This window comes from Bradyrhizobium sp. STM 3557 (assembly GCF_045571465.1).
GTDB lineage: Bacteria > Pseudomonadota > Alphaproteobacteria > Rhizobiales > Xanthobacteraceae > Bradyrhizobium.
Window position 1 is genome coordinate 3,275,541 of record NZ_CP120697.1, and the last position, 26,789, is coordinate 3,302,329.

The following is a 26,789-nucleotide window of genomic DNA, read 5'->3' on the forward strand; positions in this document are numbered from 1 at the left end:
TTCGGGAGACCTCACGTCCCAGGCCGCGACACCTCGGTCTCCTTGCTGGTGATGAACTCGAGCAGCACGGGAATGCCTTCCCTGGTCTTTTCGATGCCGCGCCGGATCGCCGGCACGATGTCGTCCGGCCTGGTGATGCGTTCGCCGTAGCCGCCGAAGGCGCGGGCCATCGCGGCATAGTCGCCGGAGATGTCGGTCGAGCGGTACTTCTCGGTCGAGACCGGCATCACCTTCAGCTCGATCGCCATCGAGAAATTGTTGAGCAGGATCGACAGGATCGGGATGCGCTCGCGCACGGCGGTCTCGAAGTCCATTCCTGTGAAGCCGATCGCAGCATCGCCCCAGACATTGATGCAGAGCTTGTCCGGGCAGGCGAGCTTGGCGCCCATCGCAAGTCCGAGCCCATAGCCGAGCTGCGTGGTCTTGCCCCAGCCGAGATAGGACAGCGGCGTGACCGCCTTCCAGAACGGCGAGAGCTGGTCGCGCGGGCTGCCGGCATCATGGGTGATGATAGTGTTCTCGATGTCGACGGTGTGCTGCAGGTCCCAGAGCACGCGATAGGGGCTGAGCGGAGCGTCGTTCGAGGTCAGCTTCGGCAGCCACTTCTCGAGCCATGGCTTGTTGACGGCGGCGATCTCGGCAGCGACAGAGGACACATCGCGATCAGCGGTCACGCGTGTCTCGATCTCCGCGAGCAGCGCATCGAGCACGAGCCCGGCATCGCCGACGAGGCCGATCGCCGCTTCGACATCCTTGTTGAGATGGTTGGGATCGAGCGTGGCATGGATGACGGTTTTGCCCTTCGGCATCGCGATGCCGAAATTGGTCTCGGTGAAGGAGCAGCCGATGCCGAAGATGACATCGGCCTCCTTGAGGAACGTCGGCACGGCGCGTGGCACCGCGAGGCCGCCCGAGCCGAGCGACAACGGATGGGTCTCCGGAAACGACGACTTGCCGCCAAGGCTGGTCGTGACGGGAATCGCCAGCCGCTCGGCGAGCCGTTTCAGTTGCGGCCAGGCGCGCGCATAGTGCACGCCTTGGCCGGCATAGATCACCGGCCGCTTGGCCTCGACCAGCAGCGTGGCCGCCTCCTTGACATGGACCGGATCGGCGCCAGAGCGCGTGCGCAGCACGGGCGTGTAGTTCAGCGGCTCCGGTACCTCCTCATTCCACATGTCGGAGGGGATCTCGACGATCACGGGACCGCCGCGACCGTTCTTGAGCTTCGTGAAGGCGCGGCGGAAGATGTTGCAGACCTCGCTGGCCAGGATGATCGGCTCTGCCGATTTGGCGAATGGCCGCATCGCCTGCGATGAGTTGAAGTTCGGCTCGACATGCGACAGCCGCCGCGCGTAGCCCATCGGCAGCACCAGCACCGGGACGGACTCGCCGAAGCACTGCGCGACGCCGCCCATCGCATTCTCGGCGCCAGGGCCGTGCTGCATGCAGAACGCGCCGATCTTGCGCCCCGACGTGACGCGCGAGATCGCATCCGCCATGTGCAGGCCGATGCGCTCCTGCCGCACCATCACCGGACGGATGTCGGCTGTCGCGGCAAACTCGATGAGATGGTTGACGGGATAGCCGGTGAGGATCTCGATGCCCTCCCGCTTCATGATCTCCGCGATCGCAGCGCCCAGCTTCATGGCGATATCCTCCCGATCCTCTGTCGCGGCCGATGTCGTGCCCGGCCTGAGCGGCGATTGGATCAGGAAAGCGGGCGTCGGTACAGTCTTGCCGCCGCATCAGCCCATGCGTGGGCAGCGCCGCTGGGGCCTGTCTTGGCCTGCATCACAAGGGGCTGTGCGGGGCGGTGCGGTGGGTCGCAAATGCGGCGGGTGAAGGACGGGCTCGATGCCGACTTGGCGGTAAAGACTTGGCGGAAGCCTGACGGTAAGAACTCGCTCCGGCGAGCGGTTTTTGCGAGATGGGGCCGAGTGTCTCTGATTCAGTTAACGGATTGTTCAAGCCGATCGCCGAGGGTTCCGCGAGGAGCTGGTATTGCGCGCGATCACGCTGCGCGAGGGTCGACCTTCAACGGTCAGCGGGAGTTTGGAATGCGCAAGTTGATCTCGAGATTCCTGAAGGACCAGTCCGGCGCCACCGCGATCGAATATGCAATCATTGCCGGCGGCATCAGCATTCTGATCGTGACCGCCGTCAACGGCATGGGCACCACGCTGAGCGGCAAGTTCAATTCGGTGAACAACTCGCTCCAGTAATAGAACTCCAGTAATAGAAGCGGTGCTTCAGCAGCATATTTCATGAGGCGCGGCCGCAGTGCTCTTGGCGCCGAAGACGTCCGATCATCGGGCCAAACCGGAAATCATCATGTCGAGGCCGAATTTGCGCTTTTGGACCCGGAGCCGACGACGGTCGAAATCCGCAGCATGACCTGTGAGGGCAACGCCGGAATGCTGGTTCAATGCGCCATCAGCAATGGCAAGTCCGCGTGATGCATGATGTGGCTCGTAGTGCCGCCGAAAATCATCTGCCGCAGCCTGTGCCTTGTGAAGGCTCCCTTGACCAACAGATCGCACCCTTGCGCCTTGGCGGCGGCGAGGACCGCTTCACCGGTGCTGCGGCCTTCCAGTTCAATGTTCATGGGCTCGGCGGCGATCCCGTTATATCGCAATTGCTTGCGCACCTGATCGGCGGACGGACCTGGCACTCCTTGCCCTCCGATAACGGTCAATACGGTCACGCGTTCGGCCAAACGTAGCAATGGCAAGGCCAGAGCGTTGGCGCGGGCCTGCTCGGTACTGCCATTCCAGTGAATCATGATGTTGGTCGCGATCTGCTTCGGAGCGATTGGTGGCGACAGCAGAACAGGTCTGCCGCTTTCGAAGAGTCCCGACTCGATCGCGCGTTGATAGGGAGCGCCCGTATCGGTGTCCGGCCTGCTCATGACGATGACATCGAACGTGCGGCCATGGTTTCCGACGAGATCTTCACCCGGCGGCGCCGCGGCGAACCAGCCAAACCAAGGCTGGTCCGCGATCTTTCTGGTGGCGGCAAGACCATGCTCCTGCATGACGGTCTCGAACAGCTTGCGCGCCTCCGCTGTTGCTTCTTCGCGCCGCGCTCGATAGGCGTCCATGGAAAAGCTGCTGGCAAACTCTGTCGGGACAAACTCAGGGGCGCCCAACCAGAGTGGAACACCCTCGATATAAGCGCCCGTGCGCTGCGCGAGCAGCACCGCAGTCTCGAGGGTGGATTTCATGCCCGGAACGTTTTGGGTTGGCACCAAGATCGTCTTCATCGACGCCTCCCCGCCCAGCGAATGAAGATAGTCCAAAGCGCGTCAATTGGCGCTAACTTTCGACATGCTAAACCTTCGAGGCAAGACCGCCAAGATATTGATCCCGAGAGTTCGACCGACTGCCCTACCTGGATCGAATAAGCGCCAGCAATGTCGCCTTCTGGCCCGTTATAGCAATCACTTAACACTAGGCCGACCTTCTCGTAGACCAGAGGATAGCGCTTGTGAGGATTCTCTGGTAGCGCGGGTCCTGCCAGACTGACGCCTCATGGCCGAGCGCCGAATAGAATACTCGCCCTTCGCCGAAAAATCGTTTCCAGGCGAGCGGCCAGCCATAGAAGCGTTGATGCACACCGGCCTTGCGGAGGTCCACCGAGCTTGGGTCAAGCCGCAGGAGCACGCGTGACCCACGATAGTCGAAGTCGCTGATCTGGTAGATTTCATCGTTCACCTGCAACGAGTTCCCGAGAAACGCCACCAGCGGATCTGCAGCATCAGCCACGTCGATCGTCACACCCTGGTGCCAGGGATGACCATTGAAGTAGCCTCCGATCAAATCGAGATAATCTGGCCAGGTGTAGAATGTGTCCGTGGCCGAATGAACGCCGAGGAAGCCACCGCCCGAGCGCACGAAGTTGAGAAGTGCTGTCTTTTGGACGGCGCTCATCGGAATTTCACCTGATGTGTAGAACATCACGGCGCTGCACCGATCGAGCTTTCCGGTCGAAAAGTCAGACAAGTCTTCCGTTGCGATCACCTCAAAGGCACCCGAATCCCTTCCAAGCTGTGTCAGGATTGCCTCAGAAAGCGGTATGACATCGTGCCGATAGCCGGCCGAGTATGTGAAATAGAGGACACGTTCTGGCGGACGCTCTGCACGCGCGCCGAGCGGTCGGATTGCCGCCGCGCTGCTGACGAGTGCGATGAACTCGCGTCGCCTCACAATTCTCTCCCGCTGCCAGCCGGCCAGGAGAGCTTAGCACATATCAGCCCGGCACGCCGTGCGGCGCCGCGTTTAACGCCCACCGTTCAAGTGATGGCCTCGGCTTGGCCATAGGTACACGGCCTAGCCGGCCTTCCTGGAGCGGGCAGGGGCGCGCACCGGCTTCTCGGCCTTCTTCGGCTCCTCCGCCTTCTGCGTCTCCTTGCCGGCTTCCTTGGCCTTCTTGCCGCTGATCGGCAGCAGCATCTCGCGCTGGCCCTCGATCCGCTTCTTCGGCTTCTTGGCTTTGGCCTTTGGCTCGGCAGCACCGGGCGCCGCCGCCTCGTTGGACAGGCTGCGCTTGAGCGCATCCATCAGGCTGATCACATTGCCGGTCGCCTTCGGTGCGGCCTTGGGCGTGATCTGCACGCCGGCCCGCTTCTTGTTGATCAGCTCGACCAGCGCGGCCTCGTAATGGTCCTCGAAATTCTCCGGCTCGAAGTCGGCAGATTTCTTCTCGACGATGTGCTTGGCGAGATCCAGCATGTCCTTCGTGATCTTCACGTCCTGGATGTCGTCGAAATATTCCTGCTCGTTGCGGACCTCATAGGGGTAGCGCAGCAGCGTCCCCATCAGGCCCTTGTCGAGCGGCTCCAGCGCGATGATGTGCTCGCGGTTGGTCAGCACGATGCGGCCGATGGCGACCTTGTTCAGGCTGCGGATCGTCTCGCGGATCACCGCGAAGGCGTCGTGGCCGACCTTGCCGTCAGGGACGAGATAATAGGGGCGGATCAGATAGCGGTTGTCGATGTCGCTGCGCGGCACGAACTCATCGATCTCGATCGTGTGGGTGGACTCGAGCGCGATCTCGTCGAGCTCCTCCTTCGTCACCTCGATGTAGGTATCGGTGTCGACCTTGTAGCCCTTGACGATGTCGTCGTTGGCGACCTCTTCGCCGGTCTCTGCGTCGACCTTGCTGTACTTGATGCGGTGCCCGGTCTTGCGGTTGATCTGGTTGAACGAGACCTTCTCGGATTCAGAGGTCGCCGGATAGAGCGCGACCGGACAGGTCACGAGCGACAGCCGTAAAAAACCCTTCCAATTGGCGCGCGGGGCCATGAGCTACTCCGAACTGGACCGTACCGGGACGCAAAACGACGCGAGGGACAACGCATGACGATAACATTCGCCTCGACCGAATCATAGCAATGGCGGCTGCGGAATCTCGCATTGGCGTTAACTGGTCGCAGGGCCGCGGGCCGGAACATCAGTCTGGATCGGGCGTTGCAACGAAGAGGGCGGAAGGCCGCATTTTGCAGATTCCAGGGAGCTGAGGCGCCATGGCAACCAGACGACATCAGCAGATCATCGAAACCCCGACCGAAGCCCGTCAGGGAGAACCAGGACCGTCCGTGCTTGCGATGTTGGCCATCTCGACCGGGCTGGCGCTCCTGATCCTTGGCCTGGTCTGGTTCGCATTCTTCCACACCTGAAGGTTGGTTGGCGGTGCGAGGGGAGCGAACGCACTTTGAGCCGTCCTATGCACTGCCCAAGATCATGCATGACCTACTGAGCAGCCCGGTCCCTACCTAAGTACGGTTCGAACGCTCCAGGCATAGGGCCGAGACCAGGGGAGAGATCGGCACTCTCCGTTGGCCGTCGGTGGATAGGACTTCCCACATCGAAGCGCAGGCGCTTATATCGCGCGCGATTTCTTGCTCGGCAGACGGCTGGGTCTGCCCCGGGGCGAACCAAGCCGGATGACAAAAAAGTAACGTTTAGCGGCGGGTTCCGTTCATGAACGGTTCACGGCCGTCCGGGTCATCTTAGAGCAGTGAAATCGTGCGTTTTCAGCTTTGGAGGCAAGCGTGCGCCTGCTCGTTGTCGAGGACGATCCCGACCTCAATCGTCAACTCACCACTGCGCTCAGCGATGCCGGCTATGTCGTCGATCGCGCCTTTGACGGCGAGGAGGGGCACTATCTCGGCGACAGCGAACCCTACGACGCCGTCGTGCTCGACATCGGCCTGCCCAAGATGGACGGCATCTCGGTGCTGGAGGCGTGGCGCCGCAATGGCAGGGCCATGCCGGTGCTGATCCTGACCGCGCGCGACCGCTGGAGCGATAAGGTGCAGGGCTTCGACGCGGGCGCCGACGACTACGTCGCCAAGCCCTTTCACCTCGAGGAGGTGCTGGCGCGCATCCGCGCTTTGCTGCGCCGCTCTGCCGGTCATGCCCAGAGCGAACTGACCTGCGGGCCGGTGTCGCTCGACACCCGCACCGGCAAGGTCAGCGTCTCCGGCAACCCTGTAAAGATGACCTCGCATGAGTATCGGCTGCTCTCTTATCTGATGCACCATTCGGGACGGGTGGTGTCGCGCAGCGAGCTGGTCGAGCATCTCTACGACCAGGACTTCGACCGCGACTCCAACACCATCGAGGTGTTCGTCGGCCGGATCAGGAAGAAGCTCGACTGCGACGTCATCCAGACCGTGCGCGGGCTCGGCTATCTCTTGACGCCGCCGCCGACCGGCGCCTGAACGCGGAAGGGCAGGCGCCTCGCACTGCGAGGTGGCCGCGCACGCTTCCTTCCGCTAATTTGCCGCCATGCGCCAGAGTTCGCTCGCCACCCGGTTGTTCCTGTCCGCGACCGCGTGGCTCGTGGTCATCCTCGCGATCACCGGCTTCGTGCTGTCCTCGGTCTATCGCAATGCGACCGAGCGGGCCTTCGACCGCAGGCTCAATCTCTATCTCAGGACACTGATCGCGGAGGTCGCGACCCCCGACGATCCGCCCGACCGCCAATTCCAGTCGCTGGGCGAGCCTCTGTTCGAGCTGCCGCTCTCGGGCTGGTACTGGCAGATCACCCGCACCGACACCGATAAGCCCGATGTACGGGCCTCGCGCTCGCTGTGGGACAAGAAGCTGCCCAAGCTGGAGGACGAGGGGATCGAGCTGTCGCCGGCCGGCATCCGTATCGGCTATGTCGAGGGACCGGAGAACCAGGACCTGCGTGTGGTGGAGCGTCCGGTCGATCTCGGCTCGGACGGCAAATTCCTGGTCAGCGTCGCCGGTGACGCATCCGAGATCTTCGACGAGACCCGCAGCTTCGACTACTATCTCGGTGGCACCTTCACCGCGCTCGGCATCGTGCTGCTGCTGACCACGCTATTCCAGGTGCGCTATGGCCTTGCGCCATTGAAGCGCATCTCGGAGGCGATTGCGGACATCCGCTCCGGCCGCGCCGAGCGGTTGGAGGGCGCGTTTCCGGTCGAGATCGCGCCACTGGCGCGCGAGACCAATGCGCTGATCGATGCCAACCGGGAGATCGTGGAGCGGGCCAGAACCCACGTCGGCAACCTCGCGCATGCGATCAAGACGCCGCTGTCGGTGATCGTCAACGAGGCGACCGCGCATCGCGCCGATCCGATCGCCGCCAAGGTGCTGGAGCAGGCCGACGTGATGCGGGACCAGGTCGCCCATCACCTCGAACGGGCCCGCATCGCCGCCCGCGTCACCATCGTCAGCACCATCACCGAGGTGGCGCCCGCCATCGAGGCGCTCCGCCGGACGATGGAGAAGATCCATCGTGACCGCGGCATCCTGATCGAGGCCAAGGCCGATCCCGCCGCGAGGTTTCGCGGCGAGCGTCAGGATCTTGACGAGATGACCGGCAACCTCGTCGACAACGCCTGCAAATGGGCGTCCTCGCGGGTCTCGATCGAGGCCAGCGTCGAGCCGCCGGCGCAGGCCGGCGCGCCGCCGACCTTGCGGATCATTGTCGACGATGACGGGCGCGGATTGTCGGCGACCGAGCGCGCCCAGGTCTCCCGCCGCGGCCAGCGCCTGGACGAATCGAAGCCGGGATCGGGGCTCGGGCTGTCGATCGTCAGCGATCTTGCGGCGCTCTATGGCGGCCATCTGACGCTCAGCGACGCGCCAATCGGCGGCCTCAGGGCCGAGCTGAAGCTGCCATGCATCTGATGCGGCGCAGGTGACGCCGTCTCGCATGAGAGGTGGCCGTACCAGAGTGGGGCGGGAAATCCGCCGTCCTCAACGTGTTCTTAATACCGCGACCTCTAAGGTGGGTTTCGGTGACGCGCGTCTTGCCGTCTTTAAGCTTCGACATCTGCACGCCGGCCCATGGGTCAGACACAAGAGCGGTTAAGGGAATATCTGGGGCAACTGCCGCCAGCCGCGCAGGCGCTCCTGATGCGGGAGTTCGAGCGTGCGATCGAGCGCGGCCAGGATGTGGCTGTCGCGACGCTGGTGCTCGATCAGCTCCGCAAGGTGGCACGTCCCGCGCCCGAGGCGCGTCCGCGCGTCGAGGAGGCGTCGCGCCCGAAAACTCCTGAGGACAGGCGACACAGCGGCGATGCGCCGCGCCGGCTGTTCCGGCCGCTCGAGCCGTTTCTCACCGACAGCACCGGCGCAGTTCGGCCGGGCCAGATTCGCCGCGCCTCGTTGCTGCCGGTCTGGATGTGGCTTGGCCGCGAAGGCGCCCCGGAAAAGACCCGCGACTACGAGGACGCCATCGCGACGTCAGGCGAGAGCTCGCGCGAGGTCGAGGTGGCGGCGCGGAAACTGCAGCTCGCCACCGCCGAGGCGCTGCTCAAGCTGGTCGGCCCGCAGGCGACCGGCGACCGGCAGCGCGCGCTCAGCCGGATCGGCACCCAGAGCGTGATCGACGACCTCTTGCCGATCGCGCTGGTGCTGCAGAATCGCGAGGCGCTGGACGGCCTCAATGGCCGCCTGCCCAGCATTATCAGGGCGCTCGGCGATTCCCAGATCGCCTCGGTGACCGAGGCGATCAACGTGCCGTCGCTGCAGACGCCGCAGATGCTGCCCTTCGCGCTGTCCACGGTCACGCAGCGGCTCGCCGCGCCCTGGCAGATCATCCGCCTGGCGACCAAGATCGCAGCCTCCGACGACGAGATCAGGGTGGCCGCGACGGCCTATGGCGTCGCCGTCACCATCGCGCTGCACGATCTGGCAACGCTCGCGGCCAGCTTGCGCGCCGACATCAGGCGCGGCCACTTCGCCCATATCGGCGACACGTTGAAGACGCTGCATGACGGCGTCCGCGGCCTGCGCACCGAGCTCGACCTGCGCAGCGAATCGACCTGGGGCAAGCAGCTCACCGCGCTCAGGGCCGACATTTCCAACGCGTTGCAGTCGGAGATCGATAGCGTCCCGGGGCGCGTCAGGCGCATCCTGCGCCAGCGCGCCGACAAGGACATTCCGCCGGGCGCCGGCGTCGACACGAGCGAGGTCGAGGAGGTCGCGGCGCTGATCGAATTCGTCGCGGTCTGCCGCACCTATGCCAGCGAGCTCGCCATCAACGAGGTGACGCTGCGCACCTATACCGACCTGCAGCAATATGTGGAGAAGGCCACCGAGGCGCTGGTGCAGTCGCTGCGCAGCGGCGATGCGCGCGCGCGTGCCTATCGGCAGTCCCAGGTCGCTGCCGCCATCCGCTTCTGCGGCGTGCTGTTTGGTCATGACTACGCGGCCCTGATGAGCAGGGCAGCGGAGAATGCGACAAGCGGCGAGCGCAAATCATCGCGTGCGAGCTAAGCCCTCGCGCGTTAGCAATTCATTCACCCTGATCTGATTTCTACAATTTATAGTTGACCGCGCCGGCGGCTACAGCATACCGTCGATGCGCGAATCCTCTTTTCATTGCGATCATGAATTCTGTTATCAATTTTGTCGAATTCGACAACCGCATCATCCGTGCGACCTACCGAAATCTGATGGTTCGGGCCAAGGTGGTCCTGGTCGAGAAGGCCAGCGGCGAGCCGCTGCCGGAACCGGTCATCACCATCACATCGCCGATGCCGGTCGGATCGTTGCGCATCCGTTTGCCGGAACAGGTCAGGCCCGGAACCTATTTCCTGAAGGCGCTCAATGCGCATGGCGAAGATCTGGCCAGGAGCGCCGATTTCGCCATCGCCTAACGCATGTCGGCTAACTACGTAATATCCCCAGGGTTTTTCGGCTTCTGAAGGTAGGGTAGCAAGCGGTCGATTGTGAATTGCCGGTGGGAGCCGTGCTGGTTAAAAGCGGCGCACGGCGCTTGCCCCTTGAGCGCTCCCTGGAACCCCGCCTGATGACCCTCTGGTTCGTGTTCGCGCTGATGACGGCCGCGGCGATCTTCGCCATCCTGCTGCCGCTGGGGCTTGGCGCGCGTGTGCCCGCGGACGGCCGCGAGGTGTCGGTCTACAAGGACCAGCTGGCGGAGATCGAGCGCGACGTCGCCACCGGCCTGATCGGCAGGGCCGAGGCCGAGGCCGCCCGCGTCGAAATCGGCCGCCGGCTGCTCGCGGCCGCCGACCAGGAGAGCGATCTGCCGGTGCGCAGCGCGATCGGCATGCGCCGGGCGGTGGCCGTGCTGGCGCTGGTGGGGCTGCCGCTGGTGGCGCTGGCGATCTATTTGCCGCTCGGCTCGCCGCAACTGCCGGATTTTCCGCTGCTCGCGCGCAAGAGCGCGCCTGGCGGCGCGCAGCCGATGGAAGCCCTGGTCAACCAGGTCGAGCAGCATCTTGCGAAGAACCCGCAGGATGCGCGCGGCTGGACCGTGCTGGCGCCGGTGCTGGCCCGGCTCGGTCGCGCCGATGATGCGATCCAGGCCTATCGGAATGCGCTGAAATATGGCGGCGACAAGCCTGGATTGCGGGCCGATCTCGGCGAGGTTCTGGCCGCGAGCGCAGGCGGCGTCGTCACCGCCGAGGCCAAGGCCGAGTTCGAGCGCGCCCATGCGGCCGATGCCGACGAGCCGAAGGCGAACTACTTCCTTGGCCTTGCCGCCGAGCAGGATGGCCGCAAGACTGACGCCGCCGCGATCTGGCGCGCGATGCTGGAGAAGGCGCCGGCGGATGCGCCCTGGCGGCCGCTGGTCGCAGCCTCGCTCGGCCGGGTCGGCGGCGGCCAGCCCCCGGCAGGCGCTGAGGTTCCGGCGCTGCCGGCCGAGACCATGGCGGCCGCCAAGGACATGGCCGAGCCGGACCGCGAGGCGATGATCCGCGGCATGGTGGAGCGGCTCGCCGCGCGGCTGAAGCAGAACGGCGATGACGTCGAAGGATGGTTGCGGCTGATGCGCGCCTATATGGTGATGGGCGATCCCGAAAAGGCCAAAGCGGCGTTGTCGGATGCGCGGGCCGCAATGGCCAATGATGCCGAGCGTTTGCGGCAGCTCAACGAGGGCGCCAAGACGTTCGGGCTGGATGGATGAGCAGGATGGCGCCTGCGATCGGGATTTTGGCATGACACGCAAGCAAAGGCGATTGACCATCATCGGCGGCGCGCTCGCCGTGCTCGCGGTGGCGGCCGCGCTGGTGCTCAATGCGCTGCGCGACTCCATCGTGTTCTTCTCCACCCCGACCATGGTCGCGGAAAAGCATATCGGCCCGGGCAGGCGCTTCCGCCTTGGCGGCCTGGTGCAGCCGGGCTCGCTGGTGCGCGGCGAGAATCTTGCCGTGACATTCGAGATCGCCGACGGCGGCGCCAAGCTGCCTGTTGCCTACAAGGGCCTGCTGCCGGACTTATTCCGCGAAGGGCAGGGCGTCGTCGCCGAAGGCTCGCTCGACGCTGGCGGCACCTTCCGCGCCGACACCGTGCTCGCCAAGCACGATGAAACTTACATGCCGAAGGACGTCGCCGATGCCCTGAAGAAGCAGGGCCATTGGAAGGACGATTACGGCAAGCAGGCTGCGCCGAATAAGCCGGGGCCGGTCTCGATGCGTGCAAATGACGAGAAAACTACCGCGGAGAAGACCGCCGACGGAGCTGTGCAGTGATCGCCGAGACCGGACATTACGCGCTGGTGCTGGCGCTCGGCCTTGCCCTGATCCAATCCGTCATCCCGATGGTCGGGGCGCGCCTGCGCGATCCGGCGCTGATGAACGTGGCGCGCTCGGCGGCGCTGGCGCAGCTCGTGTTCGCGCTGACCTCGTTTGCGCTCTTGGTGACGCTGCACGTCACCTCGGACTTCTCCGTCGCCAACGTGTTCGAGAACTCGCACTCGATGAAGCCGCTGATCTACAAGATCACCGGCGTCTGGGGCAATCACGAGGGCTCGATGCTGCTCTGGGTGTCGATCCTGGCGCTGTTCGGCGGCCTCGTCGCAGCCTTCGGCAACAACCTGCCGCTGCCCTTGCGGGCGCGCGTGCTCGCCGTGCAGGCCTGGATCGCCAGCGCCTTCTATTTGTTCATCCTGGTCACCTCGAATCCGTTTGCGCGGCTCGCCAATCCGCCGCTCGAGGGGCGCGATCTCAACCCGGTGCTGCAGGACATCGGCCTCGCAGTGCATCCGCCGATGCTCTATCTCGGCTATGTCGGCTTCTCGATCTCGTTCTCCTTTGCCGTCGCGGCGCTGCTCGAGGGCCGCATCGATGCGGCCTGGGCGCGCTGGGTGCGACCGTGGACCTTGATGGCCTGGATCTTCCTGACCCTTGGCATCGCGATGGGCTCCTACTGGGCCTATTACGAGCTGGGCTGGGGCGGCTGGTGGTTCTGGGACCCGGTCGAGAACGCCTCGCTGATGCCCTGGCTCGCCGGCACTGCGCTGTTGCATTCGGCCTTAGTGATGGAGAAGCGCAACGCGCTCAAGGTCTGGACCATTCTCTTGTCGATCCTGACCTTCTCGCTGTCGCTGCTCGGCACCTTCCTGGTCCGCTCCGGCGTGCTCACCTCCGTGCACGCCTTCGCCACCGACCCAAGCCGCGGCATTTTCATCCTGGTCATCCTCTGCGCCTTCATCGGCGGCAGCCTGACGCTGTTCGCAGGACGCGCCACCGCGCTCAAGCAGGGCGGGCTATTCGCGCCCATCTCGCGCGAGGGCGCGCTGGTGCTCAACAATCTGCTGCTGACGACGGCCTGCGCCACTGTGTTCGTCGGCACGCTCTATCCGCTGGCGCTGGAGGTGCTGACGGGCGAGAAGATCTCGGTCGGCGCGCCGTTCTTCAACCTGACTTTCGGGCCGCTATTCCTGCCGCTCCTGATCGCGGTGCCGTTCGGGCCGATGCTGGCCTGGAAGCGTGGCGATCTGCTCGGGGCCGCGCAGCGGCTGCTGGCCGCCGGCATTGCGGCGCTGGTGGGTCTTGCGATTGCGTGGGCCTGGGCGCGCGGCGGCAGCGCGCTGGCGCCGCTGGCGATCGCCCTTGCTGTCTTCGTCATCGCCGGCGCCGTGGTCGATCTGGTCGAGCGCGTTGGGCTCGCGCGTGTTCCGTTTGTGATATCGCTGCACCGGGCCCGCGGACTGCCGCGCTCGGTGTGGGGCACGGCGTTCGCCCATGCCGGGCTCGGCGTCGCGCTGATCGGCATCGTCTGCGAGACCACCTGGAACAGCGAATATATCGGCACCATGCATCCGGGCGACGCCAGGCCGATCGCCGGCTACGAGCTGACCTTCGAGGGCATGCAGCAGCGGCAGGGCCCGAATTTCAACGAGGTCGTCGGCACCTTCAAGGTCAGCGCGGCCGGCAAGCCGCTCGCGGTGATGACGCCGTCGAAGCGCACCTTCACCACGCGCGGCATGTCGACCACCGAGGCGGCGCTGATGACGCGCGGCGTCAGCCAGCTCTACATTTCTCTCGGTGACGCGACCGCCGACGGCGGCATGGCCGTGCGCGTCTATCACAAGCCGTTGGTGCTGCTGATCTGGTTCGGACCGGTGCTGATGGCGTTCGGTGGGCTGCTGTCGCTGTCGGATCGCAGATTGCGTGTCGGCGCGCCGCAGCCGGCGCGTGCCCGCGCGCTGCAGCCGGCGGAGTAGGCCGGATGCGACGCATTCTCATCTCGCTCTCGTTCGCCGTCGCGCTGATCGCGGCGCCACTTGCTCATGCGGTGCAGCCCGACGAGATCATGTCCGATCCGGCGAAGGAGGCGCGCGCGCGCGATCTGTCGCGTGAATTGCGCTGCATGGTCTGCCAGAACCAGTCGATCGACGATTCCGAGGCGCCCTTGGCGCGCGACCTGCGCCTTCTGGTGCGCGAGCGCATCGCCGCCGGCGACAGCGATCATCAGGTGATCGATTTCCTGGTCGCGCGTTATGGCCAGTTCGTGCTGCTGAGGCCCCGCTTCGAGCGGGAGACCCTGCTGCTGTGGCTCTTAACGCCGCTGCTTCTGATCGGCGGCGGGCTTGCACTGTGGCTGCAGGCGCGCCGGCGCGCCAGGCGCAATGCGCACGCTCCTGCGGGCCTCACGGCGGACGAGGAGGCCCGCATCGCCGCGCTGATGTCGACCGATCCGCCGCAGCGACAGACCTGACCTCCGGGATCATACGTAGGCGCTGTCACGCGCCAACGGGCGCGGGGCTTACATCGATCTTTACCTTTGCCTGAAACGTTGTCGCTCCAATTCGCGACTTGCGTCAGGTAGAGGCCGATGTTTTCCAACAGCAATTTGACCATCCGATTCCTCGTTGGAGCCGTCGTCGCTTCGCTGCTGCTGTTGCTCGCGATCGGCGGCGGCACCGGCTTCATTGCCGTGCTCTATCTGAACAACCAGATCACCAGCCTGTCGTCGGATTTCGCCGCGCTGAGCGGGCCGTCCCGCGATCACGCCATGCAGATCTATCAGCAGGCTCAGTCGGCGTTCTCCTATTTTCTCACCGCCTGCGTTTTGATCGCGCTGTTCGCGATCGCCGTCTGCGCCGCCGCCTATGGCGCGGTCCAGAACGGCATCCTGCGCCCCTTGGCGGCAATGGTGCGCGCGATGCGCGACGTCGCCGACCAGAAATACGAGACCAAGATTCCAGGCCTCGGCCGCGCCAACGAGATCGGCCTCCTGGCCGGCGCGCTCGAAGTGTTCAAGACCAACGGCATCGAGCGGCAGCGCCTGACGGAGCGCGAGTTGCAGGAGGCGCAACGCCAGGCCGAGCGCTCGCGCTATCTCGACGAGCGCATCCAGGGCTTCAATGGCCTCGTCGCCAGCGTGGTCGGCAGCCTCGCCTCATCGGCGGTCCGGCTGAAGAGCAACGCCGAGACGCTGTCCAGGGCCGCGAACGACACCTCCAGCAAGGCTGGTGCGGTCGAAAGCGCGGCGGGCCACGCCAATCGCAGCGTCGAGACCGTGGCGGGCTCCGCGGAGGAGATGACGCAGTCGATCGGCACCATCAGCCGCCGCGTCACCGATGCGACCCAGCGCGCCGAGGGTGCCGCCGCGCAAGCCGCAAAGAGCCGCGACACCATCCACGCGCTGTCGGAGGCGGCGGAGAAGATCGGCGCCGTGGTGCAGCTGGTGCAGGCGATCGCCTCGCAGACCAATCTGCTTGCGCTCAACGCCACCATCGAGGCGGCGCGGGCAGGGGAGGCCGGCAAGGGATTTTCGGTGGTCGCATCGGAAGTGAAGAACCTCGCCCATCAGACCAGCAAGGCGACCGACGAAATCTCGGCGCATGTCGCCAGCATCCAGGGCATCACCGCCGAGACCCGCGGCGCGATGGAGGGCATCTCGGCCACGCTGTCCGAGATCAGCGCCATCATGTCGGGCATCGAGGTCGACACCGCTCAGCAGCGCAACGCCACCCAGGACATCTCCAAGAGCGTCCAGGAGGCCGCGCGCGGCACGCTCGATGTCTCCAAGCACATCGCGCAGATCACCTCGACCTCGGCCGACACCGGCCGCATGGCCACCGACGCCCGCGACGCCGCTGTCGAGCTGTCCCAGCAGGCCGAGACGCTGAAGCGCGAGGTCGACGCCTTCATCATCAGCGTCAAGGCGAGCTGACGGGCGGACTCGCGGAGCAGCGACATCCTCAGGTCATCCCGGGTAGGCGGGGATCCAGTACACGGAGGCGGTCGTTAGAGCGTTTTCAAGCGAAGTGGATACCGGTTCGCGTTAAGAAAACGCGTCAAAACAAGAGGCTAGAGCCTCCGTTCCGATTCAATCGGAAACGGAAAAGGCTCTCGTGCCCGAGAAGCCGCGGCGTAATAGATTCCTGGCTTTCGCGGGGAATGACGCCAGAGAGTGGCACGAGCTTGCACCGTTGCCGTGTCTGCGGCCGTAGCAGCTCAGGTAGAGCAGATGCTCACGGCTGTCCGACATTGCCGCCGCAACGCGTCTCCGGCCGCTTGAAATGTTCGCGTAACACGCACCGCGAATTGTTCCGCGTGCGGACGGACCGCGGGCGCGGCTATCACATGATCCTCGAACCGATGCGCGAGCTCATCTGCGACCCCTGGCTGTCCTGACGACGGTCCGCACATGAGAGGAGTTCGCCTGCATGGCTGCCCGGCGCAACGCGACTGAGGCCGCCGGCCGGCCCGGCATCGGCGAGCCGCCGCCCTGCAGCCGCACCAGGCCTCCCGCGGCCGAGCAGCGCGATGATGTGGCGTCCGTGATCGGCGATGTCCGCGAGCCCAATTCGCCAGCCGTGCCGCACAGCGCGGTCGCGCTTCGCGCCCATTTCGCCGCGGCCTATGGCAGCGTGCCGTCCGCTGCTCCGCTCGTCGGCGGCCTGGCTCCATGGCAGCAACGCCGCGCGGAAGCCATGCTGCGGGCAGGGCTCGCCACCGGCGTGCGGTTAGATGAGGTGGCGCGCCGCTGCAATCTGTCGCTCAGCCAGTTCGGTCGCACCTTCAAGAAGACCACCGGCCTGACGCCCCATCGCTGGCTGGTGCAGCGCCGGCTCGAACGCGCGAAGGACCTCTTGCTGTGGTCGACGCTGTCTTTGGCGCAAATCGCGCTGGAGTGCGGCTTCTCCGAGCAGAGCCACTTCACCCGGACCTTCACCCGCCTGGTCGGCACCAGCCCCGGCGAGTGGCGGCGGCAGAAGGTGAGTGAGCGCTCGCGGTGGCCGTAGCCCGCATGAGCGAAGCGATATGCGGGTGCTCGGTCCCTCATGTCGCTGTCGCTCATGCGGGCTACGCTCGGGGAATTCGACTAACTCCCGCGCCGCGTCAGTTATTCATCCGAGATGTCGATTTCGCCCAAGTTCCGGGAAGCATCCACGATCCGTATGATGCGCACCCCTGCCGTTTCCGTCTGATAGAGAACAAGCCATCGCGCGATGACCAGTATTCTCGCCGCGGGCGCGATATCGGACCGGGCTGGTCCAGATTCCGGGAAGACAGCGAGCTGACGCAATCTGGCTTCGATACGATCGATCCAGCGATCCGCGTTTGCTGGCCCGTTATCCGCGGCGATCCGACGCCAAATCTCGACCAAATCGTCCTGCGCAAGCTTGGAAAGGCGTACCTCGCCCACTTACCGGCCCGAGCTTCTCGGGCCGCGGCGGGCCTGCTCCTTGATGGACGAGCCGTCGAGCGGGCCGGCATCCTCGCTGGCTTGCCCTTCGGCCCAAGCCGCTCGGAGGAATGCAAGACGGGATGCTTCTGCTTCTTCCAGCAACCGAAGCGCCTCGCGCACGACTTCGTCTGCGGAGCCATAGCGTCCGCTCGAGACTTGCGCCTGGACGAAATCGTTGAGCTCGTCGGTCAATGAGACGTTCACATTCATCTTTGTCTGCTCCAAGTGTCAACTATGGGAAGCTCTGCCTGCCTTGGCAACCCCCGTAAGCCTGCGACACATCCAAACCGTCAGGAATCTGCGATCTGGGGCTGGCCAGTTGCCGCAGGGCGGATTGGCAACCGGCAGGACCAGGAGATTGCAGATCAAGCCGATCACGAGCAGGCCCCAGCGCCATCGAGCCATGGTCGGCCCAAGAAGGCGGCGCAGCGGGGTACGCCTTCGGCTAACTGACCCGCCCTACGTACTAGGTTACAGAAGGGCCAACGCCGACGTCGCTTCGGACAGCAAAGTTGAGTGGGCAGGCACCCGGACAAATGCTCACAGAACCGGACGAGCCCGCACCTACCGCTGACCCTTTTGCCGAATCTTGGCAGGAAAGACGCTTGTCACCGTAGGGAGAGCAACATCGAATGCTTGGCCTAGCCTGGACAAAGTTCGATAGGAAATTCCCCTTGGCCAAACAACGTATGCAGCGTCTTGCTTCGGGTTGCCTTACGCCCGTGATCGTACTCGTTGCTGCTTCGTATGGATTTTTCAAGCTGATAGAATATCAACATCACATAAACCTTGTGCCTGCAGACCTCGAAGTAACGGGCATCCTGTATTCAAACGAGGAGAATTGGGGATCGATTCTCCTGCCGTTAGCGGGAGACAACGAGACTGGCATTTTAATGTACGGCCTATCTGCCGCGGTAGCCAACAAGATCACCACAGAAGGCATGAGCTTCTTCAATCGCCCTGAAAATGTTGCGCGACGAATTGGCTTTCAGCGAACACACTCAGAGTGGCATGAGACGCCGATAGCTGAAGGGGATGACGAATGGCCTGACGCCAAGTTTGGAAGAAAGATATCAAGTTACCTCGACAAATACGGCTTCGGAATTGTCGTTGATCCCTCCGTGGAGTCGCTGGTGAACGATGCAGTCTCGAAACCTGGAAGCTTCTACTCGCACGGCAGGACTGGGCTGGTTATCGTCATACCGAAGGCCAAACGAGTAATCTTCGCCTATGCAGGTTGAACTCCGCTATGGGTCACGAACGTCAAAACTCCAAGCGAGCGTAATGCGCGTGCTTTCGGACGGATAGCGACGACGCTCCTGCTTGGAGAGCCAAGCTCCAAGCCGTCGGGCAAATCGCCCCTGTTTGCGAAAATCAAGCTCTTCGGAAAAACATAAATCGCTTGTCGCTTCGCCCAAATCAGCCGTATCCTCCGGCCGTTCCGTTCCGCTGAGGGGACGTATCGCGATCGTCACGGACGTTGGCAACGGAATGCGGTGGACGCGGGCGTGTCGCAGCGTGTGTTACGCGCGGACGAACGGCATGACGCGGACGTGAAATCGTGTGGTCCTGGCCTCCCGGTGCTGAGGTCAAGTCGGCGCAGCGACGAGCGCGCGGGCGACGGGGGCAAGAGAGCCGGTCCCCGAGGAGAGCACGTATAAGCGTTAACACCATCGCGCAGGGAAGGCCGGGCGTGTTCGGCCAGACCTGTGGTGACTGCCGCCTGCTTTCTTTTCTGCAGGCGGGCCACGGGCGCGGCTAGCGCCCGGCCTTCCCTGTGCCCTCTATGTTGAGGAGGGTGGAGCTATTGAGCATCACTCGGGCATGTCGTGTCGCGAGAACGCGGCGGCATATTCAATCGTCATGCTCCGCCACCCGGTCCGGCCTCCGGCCGGCCGGATGACAGGCTCCGGCGGAGCATCCACTATTCCGAGACAGCGGTGATTGAATGGAGAAGCTGCGGCGTAGTGGGTTCCCCGCCTTCGCGGGGAACGACGGGCGGGCGAGGCGCGATCTCTGCCACGGCAACGCGGCGCCTGTCCTGAAGTGGCTGGAATGGGCTTGAAGTGGGCCCTACGGGCCTCACAACCGGCACACTTGGCCACCACGCCGCCTGCCGGTGGGGAACTCGCCCCGACTGCGCCATTCTGCCGCGGTTTCATGTCCAACCATTACAGAAGTTTAACGCGTTCGCCAGCACGCCGTAAGGCGCGCGACACCATCTTCAGCATTGAAATAGAGGTGCTGGCAGCAGCCACCCAACGACCAGGTATCTTGCAGACTTCCTTGGAGAAAGCCGAATGACCGAACGTCCTACCGATCTCTCGTCCATCCCGTCCCGTCAGCCGCGCCGCTCGCTGCTTGCCGCGCGCAAGTTCGCCCTGATGGCCTCGGTGGTCGCGGGGCTTGGCGTTGCCGGCTACGGGCTCGGCGCGTCGAATGCGCCGGCCCTGTTCTCGACCCCTGCGCATGCGCAGGTGAACAACGAGGTCAGCAAGGTCGCGCAGCCGATCGGCTTTGCCGACATCGTCGAGCGGGTGAAGCCGTCGGTGATCTCGGTGAAGGTCAACATCAACGAGAAGCTCGCCAAGGACGACAGCAATGACGAGGACTCGCCGTTCCAGCCGGGCTCGCCGATGGAGCGCTTCTTCCGCCGCTTCGGCGGCCAGGATGGTTTCCCGGGCCTGCGCGGCAATGGCCGCCGCATGATCACGGGGCAGGGCTCCGGCTTCTTCATCTCGGCTGACGGCTATGCCGTGACCAACAACCATGTGGTCGACGGCGCGAGCAAGGTCGAGGTCACGACCGATGACGGCAAGACCTACACGGCCAAGGTGATCGGCACCGACCAGCGGACTGATTTGGCGCTGATCAAGGTCGAGGGCGGCTCGAACTTCCCGTTCGCCAAGCTTGCCGAAGGCAAGCCGCGGATCGGCGATTGGGTGCTCGCGGTCGGCAACCCCTTCGGCCTCGGCGGCACCGTGACGGCCGGCATCGTCTCGGCGATGGGCCGCGACATCGGCAACGGTCCGTATGACGATTTCATCCAGATCGACGCGCCCGTGAACAAGGGCAACTCGGGTGGTCCGGCCTTCAACGTCGCCGGCGACGTGGTCGGCGTCAACACCGCGATCTACTCGCCCTCCGGCGGCAGCGTCGGCATCGCGTTCTCGATTCCCGCCGCCACCGTGAAGAGCGTCGTTGCGCAGCTCAAGGATACCGGCTCGGTCAGCCGCGGCTGGATCGGCGTACAGATTCAGCCCGTCACACAGGACATCGCCGACAGCCTTGGCATGAAGAAGGCCGAGGGCGCGCTGGTAGCGGAGCCGCAGGCGAACGGCCCGGCGGCGAAGGCCGGCATCGAGTCGGGCGATGTCATCACCCAGGTCAACGGCGAGCCGGTGAAGGATGCGCGCGAGCTCGCCCGCACCATCGGCGGCATTGCGCCGGGCACCGCGGTCAAGCTCAACGTGCTGCACAAGGGCCAGGAGAAGACCATCGAGCTGACGCTCGGCAAGCTGCCGAACACGGTCGAGGCCAAGGCCGATAACGACAATGGCGACAGCGGCAAGCTCAGCCGCGGTACCGACGTGCCGAAGCTCGGCCTCACCGTGGCGCCGGCCAACAGTGTCGCCGGTGCCGGCAAGGAAGGCGTGGTGGTGACCGAGGTCGACCCCAAGAGCGCCGCCGCCGAGCGGGGCTTCAAGGAAGGCGATGTCATCCTCGAAGTGGCCGGCAAGGGCGTGAACTCCGCGGGCGATGTCCGCGAGGCCATCGCCGCCGCCCACAACGACAACAAGAACAGCGTCCTGATGCGTGTGAAGAGCGGCGGCCAGTCGCGCTTCGTCGCGGTGCCGCTCGCCAAGGGCTAAAGCGCGCGCTCAGCAGGCGCTGAGACAAGGGTTGAGACTCGTGCGCGTCCATCGTGCACGGATCTTTCGAGATGGAGGGGGTCGCCGGCCTCAATCGCCCCCCGCGCCGGCGGTCTCTTCCTCCAGGGGCGGGTTTTTTGCCCGCACCCCATGATCCTTCCGTTGGAATATGCCCCCCTCCGTCGGAAGGCACTAGGGCGGTGAAGTCCCCCAGCTTCACCGCCCGCCCTTCGTGCCGATTAACCTGTTGGCGCGGGTCGCCTTGCACGGAAACGGCGATCGCGCCATGTAGGATGGACATCGAAACGTGAGCGTCCCAGTTTCCGAGATGCGCCTTTTGATCATCGAAGACGACCGCGAGTCCGCCGACTATCTCGTCAAGGCGTTCCGCGAAGTCGGACATGTCGCCGAGCTCGCCAGTGACGGCGAGGAGGGGCTGGCGATGGCCGAAAGCGGCGATTACGACGTGCTGGTGGTCGATCGGATGCTGCCGAAGCGGGACGGGCTGTCGCTGATCGGCGCGCTGCGCGATAAGGGCAACCGGACGCCGGTGCTTATCCTCTCGGCGCTTGGCCAGGTCGACGACCGCATCAAGGGCCTGCGCGCCGGCGGCGACGACTATCTGCCGAAACCCTATTCGTTTGCCGAACTGCTGGCCCGGGTCGAGGTGCTGTCGCGGCGCCATGGCGGACCCGCCGAGGAGACCACCTACAGGGTCGGCGATCTCGAGCTCGACCGGCTGTCGCACCGGGTGGCGCGCGGCAAGGACGAGCTGACCCTGCAGCCGCGCGAATTCCGCCTCCTCGAATACCTGATGAAGCACGCCGGGCAGGTGGTGACGCGCACCATGCTGCTCGAGAACGTCTGGGACTATCATTTCGATCCGCAGACCAACGTCATCGACGTGCACATCTCGCGGCTGCGCTCCAAGATCGACAAGGGGTTCGAGCGGCCGCTGCTCCACACCATCCGCGGCGCGGGATACATGATCCGGGATGGATTGCGTTGACGGCCTTCGCCAAGCTCATCCGCACCACGGCGTTTCGGCTGACGCTGGTCTATCTGTTCCTGTTCGCGCTGTTCGCCGCCTCGTTGCTCGCCTATTTCGCCTGGAACACCCGGCGTCTTATCACCGAGCAGATTTCGACCACGGTGTCGGCCGAGGTCAGCGAGATCACCGACATCTACGACCGCCGCGGCCTGCGCGGCCTTGTCTTCACCATCGAGAACCGGGCGCTGCGTCCGGGCGCCAATCTCTATCTCGTCACGACGCCGACGGGCCAGGCGGTCGCGGGCAATGTCGGCTCGCTGGCGCCGGGCGTGATGGGCAGCTCCGGCTGGTCGGAGACGTTCTACCGCCGGTTTGACGATTCCCGCGACGAGAACCATCGCGCGCTGGTCTATGTCACGCAGCTCGAGAGCGGCTTTCGGCTGCTGATCGGCCGTGACCTCGAGGAGCGGCGACGCATGTTCCGCGTCATCGCGGAAGCCGCGCAATGGTCGATGCTGGTGGTGATCGTGCTCGGCATCGGCGGCGGCATCTTCGTTGCGCGTCGGGTGCTGCACCGGATCGACGCCATGACCGGCACCACGCAGCGCATCATGGCCGGCGATCTCTCGGGCCGGCTGCCCGTCGGGCGCAGCGGCGACGAGCTCGACCGCCTGGCGGAAAACCTCAATGCCATGCTCGAGCGCATCGAGGCGCTGATGACCGGCCTGAAGGAGGTCTCCGACAACATCGCCCATGACCTCAAGACGCCGCTGACGCGCCTGCGCAACCGCGCCGAGGAGGCGCTCGCCAAGTCGCGCTCCGAGGCCGAGTACAGGTCGGCGCTGGAGCGCACCATCGAGGAATCCGATGGCCTGATCCGCACCTTCAATGCGCTCTTGATGATCGCCCGCGCCGAATCCGGCCAGGCCCGCGGTGACATGGTCGATTTCGACGCGGCCGATGTCGCAGCCGGCATTCACGAACTGTACGAGCCGCTCGCCGAAGAGGACGGCATGACCTTGCAGGTCAAGACCGTGTCGGCACCGCTGCATGGCAATCGCGAGCTGATCAGCCAGGCGCTCGCCAACCTGGTCGAGAACGCGATCAAATACGGCAAGCCGGCTGCGGTCCCGCTCGACACTGATGCTTCGTCCATCGCGCGGGAAATTCTGATCGAGGCGCGGCAGGACGGCGAGCATGTGCTGCTGAGCGTCACCGATCATGGGCCGGGGATTCCCGAAGCCGATCGTAAGCACGCCATCGAGCGTTTCGTGCGACTGGAGGCGAGCCGCACCCTGCCGGGCTCGGGCCTCGGCCTCAGCCTCGCTTCCGCAGTGGCCACCCTGCATGGCGGCGAGCTCAGGCTGGGTGATGCGCATCCGGGGCTTACGGCGACGCTGGTGCTGCCTGCCAGCGCCGATGCCGGCGCGAGGCTTGCGGCTCAAACGCAGGATGTGCCACAGAAGGCGGCATGATCTCATCCGCGCCGGGACACGCGGACGCACCATGCTTGGCCGCGCGTTTGACGACCGGCCCGTGCGTCCGCGCGTCAGAGAAAGCCGAACATCGCGTGCAGGACTGGCTGGCGGAGCTCGCGCCGGCGCAGGCTGCGGCAATCGGGAACCTGCTCGCGCAGGGCACGAGCCGGGCCATCCTGCTCGGCATCGCCGAATTCTCGCCCTATCTGTTCGACCTGATCCGCGCCGACGCAGCCCGCTTCATCCGCCTTCTGCGCTGCGACCCGCAGTCGCACCTCGCCGCCCTGATCGAGACGACATCGCGCGAGGTCTTCGCCGCGAGCAGCGAGGCCGACGTCATGCGGCTGCTGCGCCGGATGAAGTCGGAAGCCGCGCTGTTGACGGCGCTCTGCGATATCGGCGGCGTCTGGCCGGTGATGCAAGTCACGGCGGCGCTGACCGACATCGCGGTCGCCTCGGTGCAAACAGCGCTGCGCTATCTGCTCCGCCAGGAGGCGATGCGTGGCCGCCTTGCGCCCGCGGATGCCGAGCACCCCGAGCAGGACTGCGGCCTGTTCGTGCTCGCGATGGGCAAGATGGGCGCGGGCGAGCTGAACTATTCCAGCGACATCGACCTCATCGTCTTCTTCGATCCCGAGGCCACCAACCTTTCCCCCGACATCGAGCCGCAGCCCTTCTTCGTGCGCGTCACGCAAGCCATGGCGCGGCTCTTACAGCAGCGCACCGCCGACGGCTATGTGTTCCGCGTCGATCTGCGGCTGCGGCCCGACCCGGCCTCGACGCAGGTCGCGATGTCGACCGATGCGGCGCTGCATTACTACGAGCGGGAGGGCCGCACCTGGGAGCGCGCCGCGATGATCAAGGCGCGGGTCTGCGCCGGCGACACCAAGGTCGGCGAGGCGCTGCTCGCCGAGCTCTCGCCCTTCGTCTGGCGCAAGCATCTCGACTTCCAGGCGCTGGCCGACGTGCACGACATGAAGCGGCAGATGCAGGTCTATCGCGCTCAGAGCGAGATCTCGGTCGAGGGCCACAACGTCAAGGTCGGGCGCGGGGGCATCCGCGAGATCGAGTTCTTCGCCCAGACCCAGCAATTGATCGCCGGCGGCCGCCATGCCGACTTGCGGGTACGGCCGACGCTGGTCGCGCTCGAGGCGCTCGCGGCGAGCAACTGGATCACCCACGAGGCGCGCGACGAGCTCGGCAAGGCCTACGAGTTCCTCCGCCGGGTCGAGCACCGACTGCAGATGATCGCAGACGAGCAGACGCATAGCCTGCCGCAGGAGCCCGAGGCCGTCGATCGCTTCGCGCAGTTCTTCGGCTATCAGGATCGCGCGGCATTCGCGCTGGACCTGTTGTCTCAGCTCAATATCGTGCAGGGCCACTACGCCAAGCTGTTCGAGGGCGATCCGGCGGAAACGGCGAGCCTGCCGCCGGTGAACTATGCGGCCGGGGCAGGGGACGCGCACCTGGTTCAGCACCTCGCCGCGCTCGGCTTCAAGGATCCACTGGCGGTGGCGAGAACGCTGCAGCAATGGATGGCCGGCGAGTATCGCGTGTTCCGCACCGAGACCACGCGGACCGCCTTCGCCGAATTCGTGCCGGCGTTGATCGACGGCCTCGCCCATGCCGACGAGCCGGATCGCGCGGTCGCCGCGTTCGACCGCTTTCTGCAGGCGCTGCAGCGCGGCGGCCGGCTGATCACGCTGCTCGGCCAGAACCGTGATCTCGTGGCGCTGGTCGCGCTGGTGCTGGGCGCAGCGCCAAGGCTCGGCGACATGCTGGCGCGGCAGCCGCAGCTGATGGACGGGCTGATCGATCCGCGCTTTTTCGGCGCGATGCCGGACCGGCGCGAGCTGTCGGCGCGACTGGCGGAGACGCTCAAGGAGGCCGGCGCTTACGAGGACTTCCTCGATCGCCTGCGTCTGTTCGGCCAAGAGAGCCTGTTCCTGATCGGCACCCGCATCCTCTCCGGCACGGTGTCCGCGCAGCAGGCCGGCACCGCATTCGCCGATGTCGCCGAGGGCATCGTCCACACCGTGCATGGTCTCGTCACCGAGCGCTTTGCCGCGCAGCATGGACGCATTAAGGACCAGGAGACCGCGATCATTGCGATGGGGCGGCTCGGGGCGCGCGAGATGACGGCATCCTCCGATCTCGACCTGATCCTGCTCTATGACTTCGATGCCGAGGCGCCGGATTCCGATGGCGAGCGCTCGCTGCAGGGCGCGCATTATTTTGCCCGCTTCACCCAGCGCCTGATCTCCGCCTTCACCTCGCGTACCAATTACGGCGTGCTCTACGATATCGACATGCGGCTGCGGCCCTCGGGCCGCGCCGGTCCGTTGGCCTCGCACATCGAGTCCTTCGCGCAATACCAGGAGCGCGAGGCCTGGACCTGGGAGCACATGGCGCTGACCCGGGCGCGGGTCATCTCGGCCTCACCTGCGTTTCGCGCCCGGATCGAGGCGATCATCCGCGATGCGCTGACGCGGCCGCGCGACGCATCGCTGATCGCGCGCGACGTTGCCGAGATGCGGCGCGCGATCGCGCAGGAGAAGGGCGAGAGCGATCCCTGGAACCTGAAATACACCGCTGGCGGCATGGTCGATATCGACTTCATCGCGCAATATCTGCAGCTCGTGCACGCCGCCACCAAGCCGGACATCCTCGACGTCTCCACGCTGCAGGTGCTGTGCAAGGCCGAGCAGCTCGAGGTGCTGCCGCGCTCCGATGCCGACATTCTCTGCCAGGCCGCGCGGCTCTATCACGACCTGACTCAGATCCTGCGGCTGTGCGTCAGCGAGAAGTTCAAGCCGGACAGCGCAGGCGATGATCTCTTGCGCGTGCTGGCGCGCGCCGGCGACGCGCCGCATTTCTCGGCGCTGGAGGCGCGGGTGCGCGAGACGCAAGGAGAGGTGCGGCGGGTGTTTACGTCGGTGGTCGAAGGCTAGCAGGCCGCACGAACAGCCCTGCCGCGAACAATCATGGTCGGCGCGGCGGACAGCGGGAGCGG

The 26,789-nt window shown here is 65.2% G+C and carries 23 protein-coding genes; 17 read left to right on the forward strand and 6 right to left on the reverse strand.

Features of this window, described 5'->3' with window-relative positions; genetic code table 11:
- Nucleotides 1-11: 11 nt before the first annotated feature.
- The gene (locus P6U24_RS14750; RefSeq protein ID WP_407159814.1) at nt 12-1,646 is read right to left on the reverse strand and encodes a thiamine pyrophosphate-requiring protein; all 1,635 of its coding nucleotides are present in this window, start codon (nt 1,644-1,646) and stop codon (nt 12-14) included.
- A 411-nt stretch (nt 1,647-2,057) separates the two neighbouring features.
- On the opposite strand from P6U24_RS14750, the gene P6U24_RS14755 reads away from it, so the two are divergent.
- Nucleotides 2,058-2,222, forward strand: a complete 165-nt coding sequence (locus tag P6U24_RS14755; RefSeq protein ID WP_407159815.1) for a Flp family type IVb pilin — start codon at nt 2,058-2,060, stop codon at nt 2,220-2,222.
- A gap of 200 nt (nt 2,223-2,422) precedes the next feature.
- Here P6U24_RS14755 and P6U24_RS14760 read toward each other — a convergent pair whose 3' ends face one another.
- From P6U24_RS14760 to P6U24_RS14770, 3 genes are all read right to left on the reverse strand, one after another.
- Nucleotides 2,423-3,262: a universal stress protein gene (locus P6U24_RS14760; protein ID WP_407159816.1), complete on the reverse strand. Its 840-nt coding sequence runs from the start codon at nt 3,260-3,262 to the stop codon at nt 2,423-2,425.
- Nucleotides 3,263-3,449: 187 nt separating this feature from the next.
- On the reverse strand, nt 3,450-4,205 hold the full coding sequence (locus tag P6U24_RS14765; RefSeq protein WP_407159817.1) for a ThuA domain-containing protein: 756 nt from the start codon (nt 4,203-4,205) through the stop codon (nt 3,450-3,452).
- Between the two features lie 123 nt (nt 4,206-4,328).
- Nucleotides 4,329-5,303, reverse strand: coding sequence for a Ku protein (locus P6U24_RS14770; RefSeq protein WP_407159818.1), 975 nt, complete (start codon nt 5,301-5,303; stop codon nt 4,329-4,331).
- A 221-nt stretch (nt 5,304-5,524) separates the two neighbouring features.
- On the opposite strand from P6U24_RS14770, the gene P6U24_RS14775 reads away from it, so the two are divergent.
- From P6U24_RS14775 to P6U24_RS14825, 11 genes are all read left to right on the forward strand, one after another.
- Nucleotides 5,525-5,677, forward strand: a complete 153-nt coding sequence (locus P6U24_RS14775; RefSeq protein WP_407159819.1) for a hypothetical protein — start codon at nt 5,525-5,527, stop codon at nt 5,675-5,677.
- A gap of 375 nt (nt 5,678-6,052) precedes the next feature.
- Entirely contained in the window at nt 6,053-6,724 is a 672-nt protein-coding gene (locus P6U24_RS14780) for a response regulator transcription factor (protein WP_407159820.1), read from the forward strand.
- Nucleotides 6,725-6,791: 67 nt separating this feature from the next.
- Nucleotides 6,792-8,168: an ATP-binding protein gene (locus tag P6U24_RS14785; RefSeq protein WP_407159821.1), complete on the forward strand. Its 1,377-nt coding sequence runs from the start codon at nt 6,792-6,794 to the stop codon at nt 8,166-8,168.
- Nucleotides 8,169-8,327: 159 nt separating this feature from the next.
- The gene (locus P6U24_RS14790; RefSeq protein ID WP_407159822.1) at nt 8,328-9,761 is read left to right on the forward strand and encodes a hypothetical protein; all 1,434 of its coding nucleotides are present in this window, start codon (nt 8,328-8,330) and stop codon (nt 9,759-9,761) included.
- A 113-nt stretch (nt 9,762-9,874) separates the two neighbouring features.
- On the forward strand, nt 9,875-10,144 hold the full coding sequence (locus tag P6U24_RS14795) for a hypothetical protein (protein WP_407160465.1): 270 nt from the start codon (nt 9,875-9,877) through the stop codon (nt 10,142-10,144).
- Nucleotides 10,145-10,296: 152 nt separating this feature from the next.
- On the forward strand, nt 10,297-11,418 hold the full coding sequence (ccmI, locus tag P6U24_RS14800; protein WP_407159823.1) for a c-type cytochrome biogenesis protein CcmI: 1,122 nt from the start codon (nt 10,297-10,299) through the stop codon (nt 11,416-11,418).
- A 31-nt stretch (nt 11,419-11,449) separates the two neighbouring features.
- The gene (gene ccmE / locus P6U24_RS14805) at nt 11,450-11,983 is read left to right on the forward strand and encodes a cytochrome c maturation protein CcmE (RefSeq protein ID WP_407159824.1); all 534 of its coding nucleotides are present in this window, start codon (nt 11,450-11,452) and stop codon (nt 11,981-11,983) included.
- Nucleotides 11,980-13,959: a heme lyase CcmF/NrfE family subunit gene (locus tag P6U24_RS14810; RefSeq protein ID WP_407159825.1), complete on the forward strand. Its 1,980-nt coding sequence runs from the start codon at nt 11,980-11,982 to the stop codon at nt 13,957-13,959. Before ccmE ends, P6U24_RS14810 begins: the two co-directional genes overlap by 4 nt.
- Before the next feature lie 5 nt (nt 13,960-13,964).
- Nucleotides 13,965-14,453: a cytochrome c-type biogenesis protein gene (locus P6U24_RS14815; protein WP_407159826.1), complete on the forward strand. Its 489-nt coding sequence runs from the start codon at nt 13,965-13,967 to the stop codon at nt 14,451-14,453.
- Nucleotides 14,454-14,570: 117 nt separating this feature from the next.
- A complete protein-coding gene (locus tag P6U24_RS14820) occupies nt 14,571-15,914 on the forward strand; it encodes a methyl-accepting chemotaxis protein (RefSeq protein WP_407159827.1) in 1,344 nt (447 codons plus the stop codon).
- Between the two features lie 496 nt (nt 15,915-16,410).
- Entirely contained in the window at nt 16,411-16,989 is a 579-nt protein-coding gene (locus P6U24_RS14825) for a helix-turn-helix domain-containing protein (protein ID WP_407159828.1), read from the forward strand.
- 101 nt (nt 16,990-17,090) lie between these two features.
- On the opposite strand, the gene P6U24_RS14830 is transcribed toward P6U24_RS14825, so the two are convergent.
- Both P6U24_RS14830 and P6U24_RS14835 read right to left on the reverse strand, forming a co-directional pair.
- The gene (locus P6U24_RS14830) at nt 17,091-17,393 is read right to left on the reverse strand and encodes a type II toxin-antitoxin system RelE/ParE family toxin (protein ID WP_407159829.1); all 303 of its coding nucleotides are present in this window, start codon (nt 17,391-17,393) and stop codon (nt 17,091-17,093) included.
- Complete coding sequence (locus P6U24_RS14835; protein ID WP_407159830.1) at nt 17,394-17,645, reverse strand: type II toxin-antitoxin system ParD family antitoxin; 252 nt, start codon at nt 17,643-17,645, stop codon at nt 17,394-17,396. It lies immediately after the preceding gene.
- Between the two features lie 464 nt (nt 17,646-18,109).
- On the opposite strand from P6U24_RS14835, the gene P6U24_RS14840 reads away from it, so the two are divergent.
- The 5 genes from P6U24_RS14840 to P6U24_RS14860 all read left to right on the forward strand — a co-directional run bounded on the left by P6U24_RS14840 (nt 18,110) and on the right by P6U24_RS14860 (nt 26,727).
- Entirely contained in the window at nt 18,110-18,676 is a 567-nt protein-coding gene (locus P6U24_RS14840; protein WP_407159831.1) for a hypothetical protein, read from the forward strand.
- 1,059 nt (nt 18,677-19,735) lie between these two features.
- A complete protein-coding gene (locus P6U24_RS14845) occupies nt 19,736-21,307 on the forward strand; it encodes a Do family serine endopeptidase (RefSeq protein WP_407159832.1) in 1,572 nt (523 codons plus the stop codon).
- Nucleotides 21,308-21,635: 328 nt separating this feature from the next.
- Nucleotides 21,636-22,316, forward strand: coding sequence for a winged helix-turn-helix domain-containing protein (locus P6U24_RS14850; protein ID WP_407160466.1), 681 nt, complete (start codon nt 21,636-21,638; stop codon nt 22,314-22,316).
- Nucleotides 22,313-23,773, forward strand: coding sequence for an ATP-binding protein (locus P6U24_RS14855; protein WP_407159833.1), 1,461 nt, complete (start codon nt 22,313-22,315; stop codon nt 23,771-23,773). Before P6U24_RS14850 ends, P6U24_RS14855 begins: the two co-directional genes overlap by 4 nt.
- Nucleotides 23,770-26,727, forward strand: coding sequence for a bifunctional [glutamine synthetase] adenylyltransferase/[glutamine synthetase]-adenylyl-L-tyrosine phosphorylase (locus tag P6U24_RS14860; protein WP_407159834.1), 2,958 nt, complete (start codon nt 23,770-23,772; stop codon nt 26,725-26,727). The genes P6U24_RS14855 and P6U24_RS14860 overlap by 4 nt, the downstream gene beginning before the upstream one ends.
- Nucleotides 26,728-26,789 lie beyond the last annotated feature (62 nt).